Raw genomic sequence first — 21,420 nt, forward strand, 5'->3', positions numbered from 1 at the left:
CCGCGCGAGGTCATCTTCTACATGCAAACCGTGCATGACTGCAATGGCACCCATACCGGCACAATGTCCTTTTCCACCCGGCGCAGGATAGGGCCAGCCAGTATGAGAGGCAACGTCGTCAGCCGCTCACTAATTGAGTTCCAAGCCATAATGAAAATTGAGTTCGGAGAGTGAAATTATCTCTTGTAAAAATAACTATTATAATATGTTATGACATTAAATAATATTGGTAATATCCAAAGAAAGATTGAGTAATTAAAGTCTAAACTTGTTCGGGTAGCTCTGAGGTAATAGAAAATAAATAAAGTGCATAATATATAATAAATTGTCGACGCCGCTGATAAAAATCTTGATAGGGTTTTTATTCCCTCAATAGGATAATATTGGTATACGCACATTAAAGACACGCTAAGTAAACTTGAACCCACCACAAGGGTATCCTTACTACTCTCTAGTTGAAGAAACAACCAAATGGCCACGTCCACGGCTAGCATCGAGAAAGCTATAGCTTTGATAATAATAGGTTCACGCATGACATGATATAAGTTCAGCAGTTTACCTGAAGGTATTATTAACCAACTCCTCCGCCCGCCCAATGGCCGCCGCCAGCCCCGCCGCGTTCTTGCCGCCGGCCGTGGCGAAAAACGGCTGCCCGCCGCCGCCGCCCTGAATATCCTTGGCCAGCTCGCGCACCAGCGTGGAGGCGTTGAGCTTGCCGGCTTTGGCGGTTTCGTCGTCCAGCATCACGGCCAGCTGGGGCTTGCCTTCTATTTCGGCGCCCAGCACCAGGACTAGGCCGGTGCCCTCCGGGGCGGGCCTAGCAGGGGGTGCGGCCTGCCGCAGCTCGTAGGCCAGCTTCTTGAGCGCATCGGCCGAGCCAGCTTGTACCTGCGCGGCCAGGAAGTGAAGGCCGTTGGGCAGTTGCTTGAACTGCGCGGCCAGCGTTTGGCGCTGGCCGGCCAGCTGCTGGGTTTCAAACTGTTCAAGCTGCTTGCGCAGGGCGGCTACTTCTTCGGCCTGCTTTTCCAGGGCCGTGAGCAGGTGCTGGGGGTTGCCCAGCGCGTCGCGCACCTGGTCCAGCAGGGTCAGCTGCTGGTTCACGTAGGCTTCGGCGGCGGGGCCGGTTACGGCCTCGATGCGGCGCACGCCGGCGCCCACCGCGCTTTCGCTCGTGATTTTGCAGAAGCCAATTTCGCCGGTGCCGCGCACGTGGGTGCCGCCGCACAGCTCCACGGAGTAGTCTTTATCGAAGGTGATGACGCGCACGAACTCGCCGTACTTTTCGCCGAACAAGGCCGTGGCGCCCAGGTCTTTGGCTTCCTGAATGGGCACGTTGCGGCGCTCATCGAGCGGAATCTGCTGGCGGATGCGCTCGTTCACCAGCGTTTCGACCTGCCGCAGCTGGTCGTCGGTTACTTTGGTGAAGTGCGAGAAGTCAAAGCGCAGCAGCTTTTCGTTTACCAACGAGCCTTTTTGCTGCACGTGGGGGCCGAGCACCTCGCGTAGGGCGGCTTGCAGCAGGTGGGTGGCAGTGTGGTTTTTGCGAATCAGCTCCTTGCGGGCCACGTCGTAGCGGGCCAGGAAGTCGGCGCTCACGTCCTCGGGCAGTTCCAGCAGGGTGTGCACGATGAGGTCATTTTCCTTTTTCGTGTCAATGACGCGCACCTTGCTCAGCGGCGACTCCAGGTAGCCGGTGTCGCCCACCTGTCCGCCGCTCTCGGCGTAGAACGGCGTCTGGTCGAGCACCACCTGGTACTCGGTTTTGCCTTTTTTGTCGGTCTGCCGGTAGCGCAGGATGCGGGCCGGCGCCTCGGCCACATCGTAGCCCACAAAGGCGGGCTGCTCCTCGGATTCGTGCACGATGGTCCAATCCGACTGCTCGGTTTCCTGGGCGTTGCGCGAGCGGGCTTTCTGCTTTTGCAATTCTATTTGAAAACCAGCTTCGTCCACGCTCAAGCCCTTTTCGCGGGCAATAAGTGCCGTGAGGTCCAGCGGGAAGCCGAAGGTGTCGCTCAATTCGAACGCGGTTTCGCCGCTAATTCCAGGTTGCGATTGCGAAAATTGATTTACTATTTCTTCGTACTCATTATCTAACTGAGCCGTGTCCTTATCTCCTTGTGATTGACTATGGCTTAGAATGGAGTTGGCTTTTTGAGACTCCCAACTAAGATTTAATCCTTGTGCTAACTCCGAACGATACTTGTTAAATATATAATTCGCTCGAATTATGTTGGTGTCAGGATTCGAGTTTTCTCCTTGAGAAATAGTCCTGCCAGCATAATCAGTGAACATGTCAGTGATTATATCGAACAACTTCAACAAACCTTTCTCAAGCGTTTTCAAAAAGGCAATTTCCTCTTCCTCAATCACGCGCTGCACAAACTGCGTCTGCTGCTTCAGTTCGGGGAAAATGCCGCGCATCTGGTCGGCCAGCACCGGCACGAGCTTGTAGAGGAAGGGCTGCTTTTGATTAAGCGACGAGAAGGCGTAGCGCACCGCGCGGCGCAGGATGCGGCGGATGACGTAGCCGGCCTTGACGTTGCTGGGCAATTGCCCATCGGCGATGGTGAAGGCGATGGTGCGGATGTGGTCGGCGATGACGCGGATGGCGATGTCGGTTTTCTCGTCTTCCGTGGCCGGCTGGTCGGTGACTTTGGCCGGCGCGGTGCCGTGGTACTCCACGCCCACTTCCTGGGCAATGAACTGAATCAGGGGCTGAAACACGTCAGTGTCGTAGTTCGACTTCACGCCCGAGACGGCCATCATCAGGCGCTCGAAACCCATGCCGGTGTCCACGTTCTGCTGGGGCAGCTTGAGCAGGCTCTTGTCGGCCCGGCGCTCGAACTCCATGAACACGTTGTTCCAAATTTCCACGACCTGCGGATGGTCGGCGTTCACAAAGTCGCGGCCGGACTGCTGGGCTACCTCGGCTTCGTCGCGCAGGTCGATGTGGATTTCGGTGCAGGGGCCGCAGGGGCCCACGTCGCCCATCTCCCAGAAGTTGTCCTTCTTGTTGCCGGGCAGAATGCGCTCCTCGGCTACGTACTGCCGCCACAGGTCCTGCGTCTCGGTGTCGGGGCCGAGGCCGTCGCCCTGGTCACCCTCAAAATAGGTAACGTAGAGCCGGTCTTTCGGTAGTTTATAAACCTCCGTCAGCAGCTCCCAGGCCCAGGCAATGGCGTCGGTTTTGAAGTAGTCGCCAAACGACCAGTTGCCGAGCATCTCGAACATGGTGTGGTGGTAGGTGTCGTAGCCGACTTCCTCCAAGTCGTTGTGCTTGCCGCTCACGCGCAGGCACTTCTGGGTGTCGGCGATGCGCTTGAATGGCGCGGGCTTGTTGCCCAGAAAGTAGTCTTTGAACGGCGCCATGCCGCTGTTGATGAAGAGCAGCGTCGGGTCGTCCTTGACCACAATCGGGGCCGAAGGCACGATGTGGTGGCCTTTGGAAGCAAAGAAATCCAGGAATTGCTGGCGGACGGCGGAAGCGGAGGGAAGCGGCATAGGGGAAAGACGACCAAGCGGGGCCTGGCGCGGGAAGGAAATATGAACGGCGGAAACCAAACTGAAAACCCTGGCCGCAGCCGGATTTATCGCTACTTTTCGAGCTGCTTTTCCGCTTTCGCAGACCAGCCGAAAGGTAGTTTCGCAAAGGTAGCCGCTGCGCCGTAGTTCGTTTTTCCGTTTTCCTACCCCCCATCCGCCAGCCCAACGCTGGCGCCGCCTATGCCCTACAAAGAGCGCGAGATTGAAAAACAGTACTTCACCATCGGCGAAGTGGCTGCCCAGTTCAAAGTGGCCGAGTCGCTGATTCGGTTCTGGGAAACCGAGTTTGACGAGCTGCGCCCGCGCCGCAGCAAGAAGGGCAACCGTCTCTACACGCCGGCCGACATCGACGTGTTCCGCACCATCTATCACTTGGTCAAGGAGCGCGGCTACACCATTCCCGGCGCCCGCGATATGCTTAAGCAGAAGGGCCCGCAGCTCAAGGAAAAAATTGACGTGGTGCAGAGCCTGGAGAAGGTGCGCGCCTTTCTGGTGCAGCTGCGCAAGGAGGTGGACGCGGCGGGCAAGAGCGCGCCGCAGTAGCTATGGCGCGGGGCTTCGCCCCGTGCCGACCAGGAGTGGGCCTCTGGCCCACAGAACGATTAGACCAGAACAACTACCGCCTAACGCTGCTACCGGCGCGGCCCGGCCGGAGGCCGGGTAATAATAGGCACGGGGCGCAGCCCCGCGCCATTTCAACCAATGCCTCACGACGATACCCTTTTCCACGAACTCGCCCTGACGCTGCTGCCCGGCATCGGCCCGCAACTCACGCGGCAGCTGATGAGCTACGGCGGCTCGGCCAAGGCCGTGCTCACCATGCCCCCTGGCAAGCTGCGCCGCATTCCGGGGGTAGGCGACGTGACCGTGCAGGCGCTCACTGGCAAGGCTCGCGAAGCCGCGCTGCGCAAAGCGGAAGCCGACCTGAAAAAGGCGGAAAAGGATAACGTCGCAATCATTTTCTACACCTCCAAGCGCTTCCCAACCCGCCTCAAGCAACTGGCCGACGCGCCCGTCATCCTCTACTACCAGGGCACGGCCGACCTGAACGCGCCCAAAACTGTCGCCATTGTCGGCACGCGGCAGGCTACGGACTACGGCCGCGAACAAACCGAGCGGCTGGTGGCGGGTTTGCTGCCGCACCGGCCGCTGGTAGTCAGCGGGTTGGCTTATGGAATTGATATCGTGGCGCATCGCGCCGCCTTGCAGCACGGCCTCGACACCGTGGGCGTCATGGCGACGGGCCTGGACATTATCTACCCCGCCGCCCACCGCAAAACCGCCGAGAAGATGCGCGAGCAGGGCGGCCTGCTGACGGAGTTTCCGTTCGGCACGCCGCCTGACCGCTACAATTTCCCGGCCCGTAATAGAATTATTGCCGGCCTGAGCGATGGTACGGTGGTGGTGGAGGCGGCCATCAAGGGCGGCGCGCTCATCACCGCCGAGCTGGCCCTGAGCTACGACCGCGACGTGCTGGCCGTGCCCGGCAACCTGGGCTCGGTGGCCTCCGAGGGCTGTAACGCGCTGATTCGCAGTAATAAGGCGGCGCTGTATTCCTGTCCCAAGGACCTGGAAGAGCAGCTCAACTGGGACGCGGCCCTGCACCAGTCGGGCAAGTTCCGCCCTACCCCCTCCTACTCGGCCGATGACTTCACGGCTGAGGAGTTCGCCCTCATCACCGTGCTGGCCACGGTCAAGGAGGTGCACATGGACGAGTTGGCCTGGAAGGCGCAGCTGCCTATTCACGCCGTGGCTTCGCTGCTGCTGGCGCTGGAGTTTCGGGGCGTAGTGAAGGCGCTGCCAGGCAAGCGCTTTTTGCTACATTAAAAAGTATATTTGTCTGAGCATCTTTGCTTTCGACGCTTCTTTTTTCTCATTAACAACCTGTTTTAATGATTAAATTTCAACTCTCCATTGTGGGGCTACTGCTGGCCGGTACCGGCGCGCTGCCCGCCACCGCGCAGCGCCTCGACCCAGCTTTCACGACCTCCAGCATCTACGCCCCTGCCACGGTGTTTTCGGCCGTGGAGCAGGCTGATGGCAAGCGGGTTGTGGCCGGGTCGTTCTCGCGCATAAATGGCGTGGCGGCCTCGAACGTGAGCCGCTTCAATGCCGATGGCACGCTGGATGCAGACTTCCAGCGGAATGTGGGCGCGGCGTCCCTGGCCTACCGGCCGCGCGTGCTCAGCAACGGCCAGCTGGTGTTAATTTCGCTAGGCGTTCAACTGGCAGCGGGCGGCCTCACGCGCGAATCGGTGCTGCGCCTGAACGCTGACGGCACCGGTGATGCCGCCTTCAACCCCGGCACGGGCGCCACTGCCAATGACGGCTCTATTTTCGTGGATGATGCGCTGCCGCTGCCTAACGGGCAACTGGTTGTGGTCGGGCCGTTCGACCATTTTAACGGCGCCGTAGCCAACGGCATCGTGCGCCTGACGGCCACCGGCGCCGTGGACCCGAGCTTCCGCGCCGGGCAGGGTGCCTCCAACGAGGTCGAAACCATCGCCGGGCTTCCTAACGGGCAGCTGCTCATTGGCGGCTATTTTGAGACCTATGATGGCCATCCCTGCCCCGGCCTGGCCCGGCTCAACGCCGACGGCAGCTTCGACGCCAGCTTCACGGCGGCGCTGGGCAACAGCAGCGAGGTGCTCAACATCGCCGTGCAGCCCGACGGGCGCATTCTGGTGGCGGGCGGGTTCCAAACTATCGCCAACGGACACCAGGGCCTAACCCGCCTGCTCTCCAACGGCGCGCTCGACCCGAGTTTTAACCCGCCGGCCGAGTTGCGCGCCTACAGCACCGTCTCCTACTTCGGGGATGCGCTGCAGTTACAGCCTGATGGCAAGCTTCTGTTTATCAACAGCCTGGGGCTGGACTTTGCCGGCTTTCCCCGTGTAGCCTGCCTCAACCCGGACGGCAGCCTGGACAACAGCTTTCAGGTTGGCGTTGGCGCCGGCCCCAACAGCGCCCCCTCCTCCCTCACCCGGCTGGCCAGCGGCAAAGTGCTGGTCGGGGGCAGCTTCACCAGTTTCAGCAGCGTTTCCGACCGCACCCTAGTGCAACTGACCAGCACCGGCACGGTGGACCCCACTTTCCAGCCGCTTCTGCAAACGCCCGGCTCGGTGAGCGCCCTGGTGCGGCAAGCCGATGGCAAGCTGGTGGCCGGCGGCAACTTCTCGGAAATCAACGGGCGGGTGGTGCGGCGCCTGGCCCGCTTTGAGGCCAGCGGCGCCCCCGACGCCACGTTTGCCACCGACAACCGCGTCGATGAGACCATCGTCGACCTGGCCCTGCAACCCGATGGCCGCGTGCTGGCCGCCACTCAACTTGCGGTGCTCCGCTTTCTGCCGACCGGCAACCGCGACAACAGCTTCGTGGCTGCCCCGGACGCCAGCCGGCCCCTGCGCCTGCTGCTGCAGCCCGATGGCCGGCTGCTGGTGGGCAGGAGCCTGAGCAGCGCTAGCTCGTCAGTCGTGCGGCTGCTCGCCGACGGCACCTTCGACGCCTCGTTTGCCCTCAGCGGCAGCAGTGCCGGCCAGCTGACTACTTTTCAGGCGATGGCGCTGCAACCCAACGGCCAGCTGCTGGTGGCCGGCTCCTACCGGCCTAATGGCAGCACCACCGATATCCGCACCGTGGTGCGCCTGGGAAGCACGGGCGCCGTGGATGCCACGTTCGTGGGCGCGGCTTTCACGAACGCTGCAACTTTCTCCGGCCTCAACAGCCTCGTGGTGCAGCCCGATGGCAAAGTTCTGGTGGGCGGCCGGTTTACGGGCTATGGCGGGGCTAACCGCGCCAACCTGGCGCGCCTGAATGCGGATGGCACGCTCGATGCCGGCTTTGTGCCGCCCGGCACGACGGGCACCATCAACACCCTGCTGCTGCAACCCAACAACCGGGTGCTGGCCGGCGGGCTCTTCGTCGGCGCCAGCGTGCCCGCCAACCTGGCGCGGCTGCTGCCTAACGGGCAGGCCGATGCGTCTTTCGCGGCCACGGCCGTCCCGAATAGCCGCGTCCGAACTTTGCTGGTACAACCCGATGGCGCCCTCGTGACGGGCGGAGACTTTAGCAGCCTGAGCGGGGAGCCGGCCGTGGCCCTGGCCCGCCTCACAGCGGCCAACGTGCTGCACGTGGCGGCCCCGCGCGCCGTGGCCGAGCGCACCGCCGCCTGGCCCGTGCCGGCCCACACCCTGCTGCACGTACAACCCGACCCCGCCGCCCACCCCGAAACCCTGGACCTGCTCGACGCGCTTGGCCGGCCCGTGCGGCACCAGGCCCTAACCGGCGGCGCCGCGACCACGCTGGCCGTAGAGGCGCTGCCCGCCGGCACCTACCTACTGCGCGTAACTTACCGCGAAGGCACGGTAGTGCGCCGCATTCAGGTGCGGTAGAAGGCCTTGATTGGCTGAGGCATAGCCACCCTGGTCAGCTAAAGCAGGAAAAGGGACGAGCCAGCCGGCTCGTCCCTTTTTTGTTTGGGTTTAAGCTAAAAGCAGCCAGCTATACCTTGCCAGCTATGGTGCTGTTGAACGACGAACTGCTGCCCACGGCCGCCCTACCCCTGCCCAACCGCGGCCTGGCCTTCGGCGACGGCTTTTTTGAAACGCTGATTTGGGAAAACAACCGCCTGCGCCTGGCCGCCGACCACCTGGCCCGGATGCAGCAAGCCGCCACCGCGCTGCATCTTTCCCTACCCCCCTCTCTGGCTTCGGACGAAGCGCTGAGCGCCACGCTGGCCCGCCTCGTGGCGGCCCAGCGCCTGCCCGCTGCCCGCCTGCGCCTGCAAGTCTGGCGCGCGGGCGGTGGTCGCTACACGCCCCTGACCGACCAGGTTGAGTGGCTGGCTACCGCCGAAGCTTTTGTGCTTGACGAAGCACCCATTGCCAGAGCTGATTTTGCCTTAGAAACCTACTCCATCCCTACCCCCCTTAGTTTCTGCAAAGGCCCGCAAGCCTGGCTCTACGTGCGCGCCGCCCACGAGCGGCAACGCCGCGGCCTCGATGAAATCATCCTCTGCGACGCCGCCGGCCACGTGGCCGAAGCCGGGGCGGCGGCCATCTTCTGGCTGAAGAACGAGGTTTTATTTACGCCGTCGCTGGAAACCGGCTGCGTGGCCGGCGTGCGCCGGGCCCAGGTGCTGCGCGCGGCGCGGGCGACTGGCCGGGAGTGCCGCGAAGGGCTGTTTTTGCAAAAAGAGCTGCTAGCGGCCGACGCCGTTTTCACGGCCAACGTGGCGGCGGTGCGGGCCGTGCGGCGCGTGGGCAGCGTACTATTTGACGAGTTGCGCAGCCATTATTTCACGCGAAGTTTAGAAGAAGTAAAAAAGTAAGTTTCGCGAAGTCGATGCCCCTTCGCGAAACTTACTTTTTTACTTCTTCTAAACTTCGCGCTAAAGCTACACCGCCACCGGCGCCTTGATGGCCGGCCAGGGCTCGTAATTCTCCAACTGGAAATCCTCGTATTGGAAGCTAAAAATATCGGTCACCGCCGGGTTGATTCGCAGCTGCGGCAGCGGGCGCGGCGCGCGGGTCAGCTGTAGCTCGGCTTGCTCCAAGTGGTTCAGATACAAGTGGGTGTCGCCGCCGGTCCAGATGAACTCGCCAGGTTGCAGGCCCGTAACCTGGGCCATCATGAGCGTGAGTAGAGCGTAGGAAGCGATGTTGAAGGGCACGCCCAAAAACACGTCGGCCGAGCGCTGGTAGAGCTGGCAGGACAATTTGCCGTCGGCCACGTAGAACTGCATGTTCATGTGGCATGGGGGAAGCTTCATCTCCTCCAAGTCGCCCACATTCCAGGCGTTGATAATGAGGCGACGCGAATGAGGCGTATGCCGGATGGCACTGACCACTTCCTTTATTTGGTCGAAAATACGAATGCGTATTACCCCATCGGAGGTTACGCGCCGAAACTGCCAGCCGTGGTGCATCTGCGCTTTGCCGCGCAGGCAGTTGTTGATGCACACGGATTTTAACCCGAACTTATTTACCAGCGAACTAATGCTCAGGCAATACAACTCTTCTCCTTGCGGGGTGGTAGCCACGAACGGGGCCGTGCGCGACGTATTCAGGTTTTGTTCTTCTTTACTGAGCCACAAACACGTTTCGCGGGAATACTTGTTGGTGGCGTGAAAATCCTTGTCCAACGAATACTCGCTGGGATAATCCACTTTCAACCACCAGTTGGGCAGGCGCTGCACGTCCTCAATGAAATGCTCCAGCACGAGCCAGCGGTTGTCGACGAAAACTCCCGCCCCGCCGTAATTGGCAAACCCAATGTGCCGGGGATCATAGCACCGCTTGATAATGCCTTTCCAGGTTTCCCGCACCAGCTCAACAATGGCCGGGTCGAAGCGGCTGGTATCGCCCGTAGCCGCTACGCCAAGAAAGTCGGGCGCATAGAGGTCGCGCACCTGCCCGGCGCGCACCGCCTGCACGGTGCAGTTGGTGGCGACGTAGCCGGTGGTTAAAAACTGAACGTCGAGGGCAATCCGCGACAGACTGCTGCCGTCAGTCCGCGGCACCCGGAGGCTGCGCACCACTACGTATTTGCCAAAGCGGGCCGAAGCAAATTCTTGCCCCAACAAATCAAATTCTTCGGAAGTGTCGAGGCGGATGACCTTATCAAACGAAGTTTCGATGCGGGGAGCGGGCCGCTCAAAACGCCGAGGGGCGACTTCGTACAGCTTGTGCCAAGCCCGCCACTGCCGGCCGTACACGGGCCCCAAGTTGCCCTCTGCGTCCTCCCATTCGTTCCAAATGCTGACGCCGTGGGCCTTTAAATAGGCCGTGTTGGTGTCGCCCTTGAGAAACCACAGCAACTCATGGATAATGCTTTTCAGGTGTACCTTTTTGGTCGTGACCAGCGGGAAGCCCTCGGCCAGATTAAAGCGCATCTGATGCCCGAACACCGAGAGCGTGCCGGTGCCGGTGCGGTCGGTTTTGCGGGTGCCGTGGTCCAGAATGTGGCGGAGCAGGTCGAGGTATTGGCGCATAAGCTGGACGTGTAAAGTGTTGCAAAATTATAACTTGCAGTGTGAGCCAGCTTGATTCTGGCAGCTTGCCTTCCTACCCCCATTTTTCTTTCCAACATGGCAACTTACCAACTCAACGAAACCGATACCGAAGACCTTGAAGACGTAATCGGTATGATTGAAAAGTCGTTTGGTTTCAGTTTTGAGGCTAGTGAGTTGCGAGAAGTTGGCACCTTCGGTAAGCTTTGTGATGCTGTCCTTGCGAAAATCGAGCTTGCGCCCGCCGATGACTGCACCTCGCAACAGGCATTCTATCAATTGCGCCGGGCCCTGTCTTCCCACCTTGCTCCGGCCACCATCACGCCCACTACGCGCCTGGCGGACCTGCTCCCAGCCAGCCGGCGCCAACGGCAACAAATTACTGACTCTATTGAGGCTACGCTGGGTGTCAAGCCGTCATTTATTGGCCCTTCTGACACGACTGTGATGGTGCTTGTTCTGGCGGGGCTGGCTTCGCTGGCTGCTTTCTTTGCCGGCCCTGGGGTAGGATTCTCGGCGATATTACTAGTAATTGCCGGTGCAGAGGCAGCAAGCAAATTTGGCAACACGCTTCAATCTGCGACTATTAGAGAAGTGGTTGAGAAAATGACTTGCCAACATTATCTCAAATTTCGGCGCCACCCAACAACTGTAAATCGAACCGAGATTGTGCCACACATTCAGGCACTATTCCGATATAAGTTGGACATCATGCCTGCCGACCTGACGCGGGATGCCAGCTGGCTTCCAGCAGCACAAAAAAAGCCGCCTATGTAGGCGGCTTTTTTTATTAGACTAAGTTTCAACCTACTGCTTACAGCGACTTGGCAACTGGCGCGGCGGCCGGGGCTTTGGCGGCGGCCGTAGCCGTGGCGCCGCCTTTCATGCAGCACGAGGAAGTGCCGGCGGCCATCTTGGCGCAGGCTTCTTTCCTGGCGCCGGCTTTTGCCGTTTTCTTGCCTTTGGTGGGGGGGCCGTCGTGGGCCGAGGCGGTGCCGGCGAAGGCAAACAGGGCGAGGGCGAGCAGGGCGTTTTTCATCGGATTTAGTGAAAGTTAAAAATGGGAGAAGCTGGGTTGGGGAAACAAAAGCCGAAAAGGCCGGGTTGGCTTTTGTCACGCCCCTAAAGTACAACGCCGGGCGCATATTCGGGCGCCGCGCCGGCCTGGCCCGGCGCCCTCCCTACCCCCCTCCGCGTTTCCAACCCTCCGATGCCGCTTCGCCGGATTAGCTACCTCACCCTCAGCGCCCTGGGTTTCGTCACGGCGCTGGCCCTGTTCTTCGTGGCGCAGCTGCGCTTCAACTACAATTTCAACGACTTCTTCCCCGTCGGCGACCCCGACCTGGACTACTACCTCGACTACTCGCACCGCTATGGCAACGACAACGACTACGTGCTGCTGGGCCTGGAAGCCGACCCCGGCCACACCGTCTTTGAGCCCGGCTTTATCACCCGCGTCGACTCGCTCACCCGCCTGACCCGGCGCCTGCGCTACGTGCGCGGCGTGACCTCGCCCACCACCATCGCCAACCCGGTGGTCGAGGGCCTGGGCGTGTTCAGCCTGCCGTACCTGCACCCGGCCGCCTACCCCCTCGACCCGGCCCAACGCGCCCAGGACTCGACCCTGATTTACCGCACCCCCGGCCTGGTGGGCAACCTGTTCAGCCCCGACGCCCGCGCCGTAACGCTGGTCTTCGAGACCGTGCCGGACCTGAAAAAGCCGCCCGGCGACTCGCTGCTCACGGCCCTGAACGCGGGCCTGCGCGGGTTGGGCTTCACCGAAAACCGGGTGCACTTCGCCGGCAAGCTCGTCGCGCAGTCGGTGTTCGTCGAGCGGCTCAAATGGGAGATGGTCGTGTTCATGAGCCTCTCGTTTCTGCTGGTCACGGCGCTGCTCTGGCTCACGTTCCGGACCTGGTGGGGCGTGGTACTGCCGCTAGTGGTGGTGCTGGGCACGATTATCTGGGGGCTGGGGCTGATGACGGCCTGCGGGGTGAGCATCGATTTGATGACGGCGCTGCTGCCGCTGATGCTCTTCGTGGTGGGCATGAGCGATACCATCCACATCATCAGCCGCTACGTGAGCGAGTTGGGCTACGGGGCCAGCAAAAAAGACGCCCTGCGCGTCACCATCAAGGAATCCGGGTTCGGCTCGGGCTTGTCGGCGCTGACCACGAGCCTGGGCTTTTTCACCCTGATGACGAGCAACATCCGGCCGATATACAACTTTGGGCTGTTCACGGGCATCTCGGTGTTGCTGGCGTTCGTGCTGAGTTTCACCTTGTTGCCGGCCATGCTGGTGCTCTTGCGCAAGCCCGAGCTGCGGGTGCCGCGCCAGGAGGGCCACAGCTGGGACGGCGTGCTGGGGCGACTGTTCGCGGCGGTGCTGCGGCGGCGGCAGCTGATTGTGGCCGTGTTTGCCCTCATTATCGTCGGCGCGGTGGCCTCCGCCTCGCGGCTGCGCATCAACTCCTCTTTGCTTGATGACTTGTCGAAAAACGACCCGGTGCGGCTCGATTTCAGCTTTTTTGAAAAAAACTTCGCCGGCGTGCGGCCTTTCGAGCTGGAACTGAAGCCGGTGGGGGGTAGGAAAGTCTTCGACCTCGACGTGCTGCGCCAGACCGAAAAGCTCGAAACGTATCTGCAAACCACTTATGGTCTGCGCTACCAGGCCTCACCCGTGACGCTGGTGAAGTCCGTGCGCAAGGCCCTGAACGGCGGCGGGCTGGCCGAGTATCGCCTGCCCGACACGCCCGCCGAGCTGCGCCGCATCCAGACTAAAATCAAGCTTTTCCGCAAGAAGCCCGAGTTCAGCGCCCTCGCCCTGCCCGACGCCTCCGCCGGCCGCCTCATGGGCCGCATGGCCGACGTGGGCAGCATCGCGGCCGGCCGGCTCAATGCCGATTTGCACCGCTTCACCCAGGCCAGCCTCGATTCTACCGTCCTGAAAACCCGGCTCACCGGCTCGGCCAACCTCATCGACAAAAACAACCAGGACCTGACCCTGAATATGATAACCGGCATGGGCATCGACGTGCTCATGGTCACGCTCATCGTGCTGGCCCTGTTCAAGTCGCTGCGCATGACGCTGGTGGTGCTGCTGCCCAACCTGGTGCCGATTCTCATCGTGGCGGGCGTCATGGGCCTGGCCGGCGTCAACATGAAGGTGAGCACGAGCATCATCTTCACCATCGCCTTCGGCATCGCCGTTGATGATACCATCCACTTTATCAGCAAATTACGCCTCACGCTGGGCCACGAGCCCAACCTGTTTCGGGCCGTGCGGCGCACCTACTTATTAGCTGGCAAAGCCGTGATTGTCACGTCGTTGATTCTGGTGGGTGGCTTCTCGACCTTGCTGTTTTCGTCCTTCGACGGAACGTTTTACGTCGGCTTTCTCATTGGGCTTACCCTGCTCTTCGGGGTCGTGGCCGAGCTGACGCTATTGCCCATTCTGATTCTGTATTTCTACAAGCCCAAGCTCCAGCCCACAGTGCAGCCTGTTCCGCTGCCGAGTGCCTGAGGTGATGACCAGTTTTTGCTTTCCACCTTAAAGAAATAAACTATGAAAAGTCCATCCCTCCTCGTTGCCCGCTACCTGACCCTGCTGTTAGCTGCCGTTGCGCTGCTGCTTTCCGCCTGCAAGAAAGACGAAGACATCGGCCAGCGCGATGAGAATACCATCAAAAAATACGTGGCTGACAACCGCCTGACTACTGCCCAGCGCCAAGCTTCGGGCCTGTACTACGTGCCATTAGTCACGAATCCGACGGCCATTAAAGCCCAGCCGGGCCGCACCGTGGATGTACTTTATACCGGCCAGTTGCTCGACGGCACCGTGTTCGACGCCTCCTCCCGGCATGGCAACGTGCCTATCGACTTCACGCTGGGGCGCGGGCAGGTCATTCAGGGCTGGGACGAAGGCATTGCCCTGATGCGCAAGGGCGAGAAAGCCATCCTGCTGATTCCGTCGGCGCTGGGCTACGGCGCGCAGGGCGGCGGCACCATCCCACCGAATGCCGTGCTGCGCTTCGAGGTCGAGCTGGTGAATGTCCGCTAACTTCCCTACCCCCCTGCGCGAGCTGAAAGGCCTGACGGGCCTGCGGTTTCTGGCGGCGCTCTACGTGTTCGTGTTTCACCTCGACATGCCCCACCGCACGCCCCTCGCCTACCTGCCGGCGCGCCTGGGCAACGTCATTCAGCAGGGCCGGCTGGGGGTCTGCGTCTTCTTTGTGCTCAGCGGCTTCGTGCTCACCTACAGCCATCTGAAGGATTTCCCTACCCCCCATTTCCGGGGCAAGCGCTACTACCTGGGCTTTCTCTACAAGCGGCTGGCCCGCATCTACCCGGTTTTTCTAGTGGGCCTGCTTATCTGCCTGTTTATCAGTCAGGCGCAGGGCACACTTCCATCATGGAAGCTGGTGGGACTGAGCGCCACGTTTTTGCAGACGTATATCCCGCGGGTCTCGATGCAGTGGTACGACATGGCGGCGTGGTCGGTGGCCAACGAGTTCTTCTTCTACCTGCTGTTTCCGCTGCTCTTGCCGCTGCTGCTGCGCGTCCGGCGGCGCGGGGCGCTGCTGGCGTTGCTGGGCGGCCTGGCCCTGCTGAGCACGGCGCTGGGCGTGGCGCAGGGGGCGGGCCTGTTGCGCTACGAGCTGGTATTTCCGTTTCCGCCGAGCCGGCTAGCGGAGTTCGTGGCGGGCATTGTGGGCGCGCTGCTGGTGTTTCGGTTCGGCTGGCGGGTGCGGCCGGGCGTGGCGGTGGCGCTGCTGGCCCTCACGGCAGTTTATCTGGCTTTTGCCGGGCCGCTGGTTTCGGGCCGCCTCACCCACAACTGGCTCGTGGTGCCCACCGTGGTGGCGCTGCTGGCCGTGCTGGCCCAGCCCCGCCAGAGCCGCGCCTTTGCCTGGCTCGAAAGCCGGCCCATGCAGTACCTGGGCCGCATCAGCTACAGCTTCTACATCGCGCAGCTGCCGCTCGTATTCGTGCTCGACCCGCTCCTGGCCTCGGGTCGCCTGAGCCACACCGACTGGCGGGTGGCGCCGCTGGCGCTGCTGATTAACCTGCTCGGTGGTGTGCTGCTGCACGAACTGGTCGAGAAGAAGGCGCACGCTGTCCTGATGAGGCGCTACAAGCGCTATGTGGCGGCGCGAGCCAAGCGGCTTGCAATGGCTAGCTAATGGGTGCGGCAGGCTACCACCCGCGGCCCGGTCGGGCCCGACTACGGCTACCTCTGGTGGCTCAACACCGAAAAGAAGGCCTGGCCCGCCGCGCCCGCCACGAGCTACGCCGCCCTGGGCGCGGGCCAGAATACCATCTGGATTGACCCCGAGCACGACCTCGTCATCGTGTGGCGCTGGCACAACGGCAGCCCCGACGAGCTGATTAAGCGGGTGCTGACCGCGCTGCCCGGCTGATTCCCTACCCCCTCCCCGCTGGCCGAACGGCTAGCCCGCCGTCACCACGCCGCCCGCCGCCCGCACCCGCTCAAACAAGGCCGCGTGGTGCGGCGCCCGGCCCAGAATCACCTCGTTGCCGAGCAGCACGAGCTGCTGGCGGGCGCGGGTCAGGGCCACGTTGAGCTTGCGGTCGACGCGGCCCTCGTCGTCGGGGCTTACGAGCAGCTCCAGCTGGTGCTCGTGGTGGCAGCAGAAGCTCATGATGATGACTTCGCGCTGCGAGCCCTGGTAGCGCTCCACGGTGTCCACGGCAACGCGGGCCAGCGCCGGGCAAGCCAGCTTTTCAGCTAATTCGGCCAGGCGGCGGCGGATGAGGGCCGCCTGATTGCGGTAGCTGGCGATGATGCCGAGCGAGGTTTCGGGGTCGAAATCAGCGCCGTAGCCCGCCACCAGCTGCGCCGCCACGCGGGCGGCCAGGTCGGCTTCCTGGGTTGATTCCTTCATCGAAAAATCGACCTCGGCGCGGCGCGTGGGCAGCCACAGCAGGCGCCGTGTGCGCACGGCCTGGGCCAGGGCGTCGGGCGGCACTTCGTCGGCGGCGGGGGGGGTAGGCCAGTGGGCGCGGGCCTGGCTTAGCGGCGCGGTTTGCCAAGTGGCGGGGCAGCGTAGCTGGCCGGCGTAGAAGTCCTGATTGACGAGCTGGGCCAGCTCATCGTGCATCCGGTACTGGTCGGCCAGCGTGCCGTGGGCGTGGGGCCAGTGCGCTTCGGCACGCTTAAACAGCCGCTCGAAGTAGGAGTTGCGCAGGTTTTTCAGGCTTAGCTCGCGTTCCAATAAGTCGGCTACCTCGGCACTCACGGCGCTGGCGGCGGCATCCTGGGCCACCACGGCCGGCAGCTGGCGGTGGTCGCCGATGAGAATAAACTTGGGAACCTTGCTCAGCAAGGCCACCATCGGCGCTTCCAGCACCTGGCTGGCCTCATCGACCACGGCCACGTCGAACTGCTTGAGGGTGAACAGTTCCGGCTTGCCCAGCAGGCTGGCCACGGTGCCCACGTAAAACGGGCAGCCCTTGAGGCGCTCGCGCACGGCCTGCCGGCTGGCACAGTCGCGCAGCATGTTATCGAGCAGATACGGCCGGTACACCGGCGCCGTGCCTAGCCGCGAGCCCACCCGGATGAAAGGCAGTCCGGCCGCAATCAGCTGCTCGCAGATTTCATCCACCGCGCGGTTGGTGTAGGCGGCCAGCAGCACCTGCTTATCTTCTTTATAAAGACTGACGGCCAGCTCCTTAAGCACGGCGCGGGTCTTGCCCGTGCCGGGCGGCCCGCAGAGCACAAACCAGTCGGGCGCGGCCAGGGCGCGGGCCACCACCGCCGCTGCCGATGTGGCCGGCGCCAGCAGGGCCGGCAGCTCCGCCGCCCGGCGCGGACCGGCTTCGCGGCGGGCCAGCAGGCGGGCGCGGCGCTCCTGGGGCAAGCTCAGAAACGCGGTCAGCCCGGCCCACTCGCGCCGAAACGTGTCGTAAGTATCCGGCTCCAGCGCCCAGCGGGCATGGCCGCGCAGGTAGCGCGGGGCTAGGCGGCGGTTGCGCACCGAGAGCACCACCCGGCCGTCGGCGCCCAGGTCTTCGGCCAACACCACCTTCACTACTTGCGCATCGAGTACGGTCAGGTGGGGTGCGGCGGCAACGGGGGGGTAGGGAATGGCGGACGTTTCGGCACTTGGTTCGGCGCTGGCTTCGGCGCGGCGGCAGGGGTAAAGCAGCAGCGTATCGCCGGCGCGGAAGTTCACCTCGGGGCCGCCGGCGGGACGTTGGAAAACCAGGTGCGGGCCCAAGCCCTGGCGGGCATCGTCGTTGGCTTCGGAGTGGTCTTCAACTAAAATCAGCTCATCGAGCAAGGTGAAATTCTGCTGCTTGCGCTTGGGGTCGAGGCGCCAGAGGCCGGCCTGCCCGCCGGCGTCGCCGGGGCGGGCTTCCTCGCCGAGCAAAGTCAGGCGCATCTCGCGGGCGGCAAAGCGGGTCAGCTCCAGGCAGTAGGCTTGCTCCACGGCGTCGGCGCCGGCCCAGGCGGCGGCGGTGCGCTGGGCCTTTTCGCGGCCGAAGCCGGGCAGCTTCAGCACATCGGGCGTGAGCACCGGGGCCAGCAGGCGGGCCGTGGCGGCGGGCCCAGTGGCGCGGGCCAGCAGCAACTCAGTGCCTACCAGCTGATTGCGAGCCGCCAGCAGCTGGTCAATCAGGGTGGCGTCCTGGTCGACGCGGCGCACGGCGGGCTGCCCGGCCGGCGCGTTCGAGTACAAGATGCTGGTGCGGCCCCGGCCTTCTTCGGCGCCGTAGACTGATTCCAGCAGCAGGCGGTAGAGCTGGGCCTGCGCCGCGTGGTTGGCCCAGGGCTGAGCCCAGGGCACGCGGGTCGAGCTTTTCAGCTCAATCAGGTCGTAGCCGGTGGCGCTTTCGTGCAGCAAATCCAGGCGCCCCTGCAAGCCATACGTGGCCGAGAGAAACGCCGGCTCCAGGGCGCAGTCTTCGGGCCGCAGCGGCGCCTGCTGGTAGCCGGTGCGGCTCGGGGCGGTGAAGCCCTGCGCCCGCGCCTCGCGCAGGGTGCGGTGGTGGCGGCGCAAATCCTGGAGCAGCTCGGGCACGCCGGTGCGGGTCTGAAATTCGGGCAGCGTGCTCAGGTGCAGCGGCGCGGCGCGGAAGAGCTTTTGGCGCAGAAAGCTTTCCAGCTCAAACTCCGCGGCCACATCGGGAGGCATTGCGGTAGCCAAATCCGCCGGCTGCGGCTCTTCATTCCCTACCCCCCCCTGCCCCACCAAGGCGCTGGCCTGCCGGGCGGCGTGGCTAACTTCCTCATCGAGCAGCATATTGACCAGATTACCCAGCACCAGCGGGCGCGAGGGTTCATCGGCCTGAAATGCCTTGAGCAGGGCCCACTCCGGCACGCATCCCTCCTGCTGGGCGCACTCGGCGATGGTGGTGACGTTAATCAGATAGTCCGGCTCCAGCACCACCCGCCGCGGCTGAATCAGGCCCTCGCTCAAGGCCACCGGCCCCAGCAGGTGCAGCACCGGATGCAGCGCCGCGGCCAGCGGCAGCAGCCCGAGGTAAGCGGCCGGCAGCGCCACCCGAAACGGGCCAGCCGGCTGCCCCGCCGCGGGCGTTTCCAGCTCCACGACCAGCTGCTGGCTGATTTGACTTGCTTCCAGCACCTGCACGCGCCACACCGCATTGGCCGGCCAGGTGGCCCGGAACGTGGCCGTCGCGCCCAGCCGGTCGGCCGGGTTTGGGGCGGCGGGGGGGGTAGGGATGGCCACGGGCGCGGCCGGTGAGCGCGAAGCCGGGTCCGCCAGCCGGGCGCCGTCGTAGGCCACGCCAGTCAGCCGCTCCACCAGCTCGGCCAGGGCGGCGAAGCCGGCGCCGGCTTCGGCCGGGGTGCCGGGGTAGCTTTCGTGCAGCACGAGGTTGGCGGCCAGGCGCAGGGCTTGCAGCTCACGCCGCAGGGCGGCGGGCAGCCGGCGGTGGTGGGCGGCCAGGCCGATGGCCTGGCTCAGGTCGGTGAAAATGCGGTTGCCGGCCTCGGCTTCCTCGCGCAGCACCTGGTCGAGCAGCTTGCGCAGGCGCGGCAGCTGCTCGGCGGGCGCGGCCAACGGATTGGCCGCCAGCGCGGCCAGGGTGGGGTAGTAACGGTCGGGCATCCTGGAGTACGAAAAGGGCGGGTGAGGCCGGAGAAGCGTTAAAGATAGCCGCCCGGCCCGCAACCGCGCCCCCGGCCACTGCCGCGGGCCCGGATTTCGAGCCGACTGAGCGACTTTTGCAACTTGCTGCCGGTCGACGGCTTATCTTTTCCTTCCTCCTTCCGCTGCCTTTTATGATGCGTTTATTCTCTTTTACCCATCCCGCCTGCTGGTTGCGCGGGCCGGCGCTAAGCCTCTTGGGAATGCTGCTGTCGGCGACGGCGGCCCTGGCTCAGGAGCAGGTGCCCACCGGGGTACCCGCCGCCGAGCAGCCGCTGCCGGGCGCCGCGGCCCCGCCGGCCGTGGTGCCCCCTACCCCCCCGCCCGCCCCCGACCCGCTGCCGCGGCTGCTGGCCGAGCGCGAGAGCCTGATTCGGCACTACCGGGCGGCCGAGCAGCAGCGCAACAGCCTGTTTGGCAATAATCCGTCGAAGAAAGACCTGGAGGAAGTGGTAGCAACCCTGCGCGGCATCGTGGCCAAAGACGATGAGATTGTGCCCGCCGTGAAGGCCAGCGCCCGCGCCGCCGCCGCCCGCCTCGCCGCCGCCAACGGCCAGCTGGCCAGCGTCAACCGTCAGCTCGCCACCGCCAACGCCGGCCTGCAAAATATCAACCTCGACGACCGCAGCGCCGCCGCCGACCGCCTGCACGAACTCAGCGAGCAGGTGCTCAACCTGGAGCAGAAGTCGCGGCAGCAGGCCCTGCGCCAGCGCGACCTGCTGGCCGACGTGCAGGCCGCCGAATCGGCCCGCCGCATCCGCGACCTGCTCATCACGGCCCTGGTGCTGGTGTGTGGCGTGCTGGGCTGGCTGCTCTACCGCCGCACCGTGAGCGCGGGCTAGCCCGGAGAGCCAGAGGCCGGAAGATGAAAAATCAGATTTATTCGTACCTTTTCGCCCGAAACCCAACCATTCATTTCCTCATGGCTCGTATTACCGGCACCGTAGAATTTTTTAAAGACGACAAAGGCTTTGGCTTCATCCGCCCCGACAACGGCGGCAATGATGTGTTCGTCCACCACTCCAGCATTCAGATGGAAGGCTTCAAAACCCTGAAAAAAGGCGACCGGGTGGAGTTCGAAATCGAAAACGACCCCAAAGGCGCCCGCGCCGCCGACGTGCGCAAAGCCACCGAGTAAGGCAGGTTGTTGCCGGCCGTCAGGGCCGGCCCGAAAATACCCCGAAGTGTCAGGCTGACTTTTTAAACGGTTTCCGTTTGCAGAGTTGGGCGGGCTGCTTCGGGGTATTTTGTTGGCTATATATTAGGTAAGAAACAGCGTTCTCATGGAGTATCATTACTCATTCAAAATAACACCGCTTAAAGGTGTAGCAGGTGATGCATCTGAGCAGCAGTACCAGATTCTAGCAGCGTTTGACTTACCTGAACTGTTATCCTACAAAACCCTTTTTGACAGATACAACTCGGCACCGCCGCCTTACTTCAATGGCAACTTAGTTGATATAGCCGCATTGATAGTCGAAGAATACGCCCCACAGCTTCTTGACCATCTAGAATTTGACGAAGAAGGCTATTGGCTTGACATATATTCTGATAGCAATGAAATAGCAACGCAATTTGTTGCACTGGTTTGCCCTGTCTATCAGAATTTATCACTTTTAGAGCAATACGCGCAAAAGGTCGCCAACCCAAGCACCTCGTAGGCCACTCTTTAAAACAGATAAAATCCGGCCACCATTTCTGGCTTTTCGTTGTTAAAGCCTGAATCTACTA

15 protein-coding genes and 2 pseudogenes are annotated in these 21,420 nt (G+C 62.8%); 12 read left to right on the forward strand and 5 right to left on the reverse strand.

Annotated features, from left to right (window positions below; translation table 11 throughout):
* Nucleotides 1-555 precede the first annotated feature (555 nt).
* Nucleotides 556-3,501 (reverse strand): alanine--tRNA ligase, encoded by a 2,946-nt coding sequence (alaS, locus tag ACFE70_RS02430; RefSeq protein ID WP_375416112.1) that lies wholly within the window; start codon nt 3,499-3,501, stop codon nt 556-558.
* A gap of 222 nt (nt 3,502-3,723) precedes the next feature.
* Between alaS and ACFE70_RS02435 the strand changes: the two genes are divergently transcribed.
* The 4 genes from ACFE70_RS02435 to ACFE70_RS02450 all read left to right on the forward strand — a co-directional run bounded on the left by ACFE70_RS02435 (nt 3,724) and on the right by ACFE70_RS02450 (nt 8,872).
* On the forward strand, nt 3,724-4,086 hold the full coding sequence (locus ACFE70_RS02435) for a MerR family transcriptional regulator (RefSeq protein ID WP_375416113.1): 363 nt from the start codon (nt 3,724-3,726) through the stop codon (nt 4,084-4,086).
* Between the two features lie 159 nt (nt 4,087-4,245).
* A complete protein-coding gene (gene dprA, locus ACFE70_RS02440; RefSeq protein ID WP_375416114.1) occupies nt 4,246-5,370 on the forward strand; it encodes a DNA-processing protein DprA in 1,125 nt (374 codons plus the stop codon).
* Between the two features lie 65 nt (nt 5,371-5,435).
* On the forward strand, nt 5,436-7,934 hold the full coding sequence (locus tag ACFE70_RS02445; RefSeq protein ID WP_375416115.1) for a T9SS type A sorting domain-containing protein: 2,499 nt from the start codon (nt 5,436-5,438) through the stop codon (nt 7,932-7,934).
* Nucleotides 7,935-8,059: 125 nt separating this feature from the next.
* Nucleotides 8,060-8,872, forward strand: a complete 813-nt coding sequence (locus ACFE70_RS02450; protein WP_375416116.1) for an aminotransferase class IV — start codon at nt 8,060-8,062, stop codon at nt 8,870-8,872.
* A gap of 66 nt (nt 8,873-8,938) precedes the next feature.
* On the opposite strand, the pseudogene thyA (ACFE70_RS02455) reads toward ACFE70_RS02450, so the two are convergent.
* Together thyA (ACFE70_RS02455) and thyA (ACFE70_RS02460) are read right to left on the reverse strand one after the other, a co-directional pair.
* A pseudogene (thyA, locus tag ACFE70_RS02455) lies at nt 8,939-9,463 on the reverse strand (thymidylate synthase); the annotation flags it as partial.
* Nucleotides 9,464-10,231: 768 nt separating this feature from the next.
* Nucleotides 10,232-10,534, reverse strand: a pseudogene (thyA, locus tag ACFE70_RS02460) (thymidylate synthase); the annotation flags it as partial.
* 96 nt (nt 10,535-10,630) lie between these two features.
* Here thyA (ACFE70_RS02460) and ACFE70_RS02465 point away from each other — a divergent pair.
* On the forward strand, nt 10,631-11,329 hold the full coding sequence (locus ACFE70_RS02465; protein WP_375416117.1) for a hypothetical protein: 699 nt from the start codon (nt 10,631-10,633) through the stop codon (nt 11,327-11,329).
* Between the two features lie 37 nt (nt 11,330-11,366).
* Here ACFE70_RS02465 and ACFE70_RS02470 read toward each other — a convergent pair whose 3' ends face one another.
* The gene (locus ACFE70_RS02470; protein WP_375416118.1) at nt 11,367-11,591 is read right to left on the reverse strand and encodes a hypothetical protein; all 225 of its coding nucleotides are present in this window, start codon (nt 11,589-11,591) and stop codon (nt 11,367-11,369) included.
* A 171-nt stretch (nt 11,592-11,762) separates the two neighbouring features.
* Between ACFE70_RS02470 and ACFE70_RS02475 the strand changes: the two genes are divergently transcribed.
* From ACFE70_RS02475 to ACFE70_RS02490, 4 genes are read left to right on the forward strand one after another with little or no spacing between them, the layout of a single operon-like run.
* Entirely contained in the window at nt 11,763-14,075 is a 2,313-nt protein-coding gene (locus ACFE70_RS02475) for an RND family transporter (protein WP_375416119.1), read from the forward strand.
* A 42-nt stretch (nt 14,076-14,117) separates the two neighbouring features.
* Complete coding sequence (locus ACFE70_RS02480) at nt 14,118-14,612, forward strand: FKBP-type peptidyl-prolyl cis-trans isomerase (protein WP_375416120.1); 495 nt, start codon at nt 14,118-14,120, stop codon at nt 14,610-14,612.
* Entirely contained in the window at nt 14,602-15,735 is a 1,134-nt protein-coding gene (locus ACFE70_RS02485; RefSeq protein WP_375416121.1) for an acyltransferase family protein, read from the forward strand. Before ACFE70_RS02480 ends, ACFE70_RS02485 begins: the two co-directional genes overlap by 11 nt.
* Nucleotides 15,736-15,738: 3 nt before the next feature.
* A complete protein-coding gene (locus ACFE70_RS02490; RefSeq protein WP_375416122.1) occupies nt 15,739-15,972 on the forward strand; it encodes a hypothetical protein in 234 nt (77 codons plus the stop codon).
* 30 nt (nt 15,973-16,002) lie between these two features.
* On the opposite strand, the gene ACFE70_RS02495 is transcribed toward ACFE70_RS02490, so the two are convergent.
* Nucleotides 16,003-19,650 (reverse strand): DEAD/DEAH box helicase, encoded by a 3,648-nt coding sequence (locus ACFE70_RS02495; protein ID WP_375416123.1) that lies wholly within the window; start codon nt 19,648-19,650, stop codon nt 16,003-16,005.
* A gap of 173 nt (nt 19,651-19,823) precedes the next feature.
* Here ACFE70_RS02495 and ACFE70_RS02500 point away from each other — a divergent pair, with 173 nt between their 5' ends.
* The 3 genes from ACFE70_RS02500 to ACFE70_RS02510 all read left to right on the forward strand — a co-directional run bounded on the left by ACFE70_RS02500 (nt 19,824) and on the right by ACFE70_RS02510 (nt 21,350).
* Nucleotides 19,824-20,531 (forward strand): hypothetical protein, encoded by a 708-nt coding sequence (locus ACFE70_RS02500; RefSeq protein WP_375416124.1) that lies wholly within the window; start codon nt 19,824-19,826, stop codon nt 20,529-20,531.
* Between the two features lie 80 nt (nt 20,532-20,611).
* Nucleotides 20,612-20,827 carry a cold-shock protein gene (locus ACFE70_RS02505; RefSeq protein WP_375416125.1) on the forward strand — a complete coding sequence of 72 codons (216 nt, stop codon included), beginning with the start codon at nt 20,612-20,614 and terminating at the stop codon, nt 20,825-20,827.
* Between the two features lie 145 nt (nt 20,828-20,972).
* Nucleotides 20,973-21,350, forward strand: a complete 378-nt coding sequence (locus tag ACFE70_RS02510) for a hypothetical protein (protein ID WP_375416126.1) — start codon at nt 20,973-20,975, stop codon at nt 21,348-21,350.
* Nucleotides 21,351-21,420 lie beyond the last annotated feature (70 nt).

The organism is uncultured Hymenobacter sp., assembly GCF_964243305.1.
Classification (GTDB): Bacteria; Bacteroidota; Bacteroidia; order Cytophagales; family Hymenobacteraceae; genus Hymenobacter.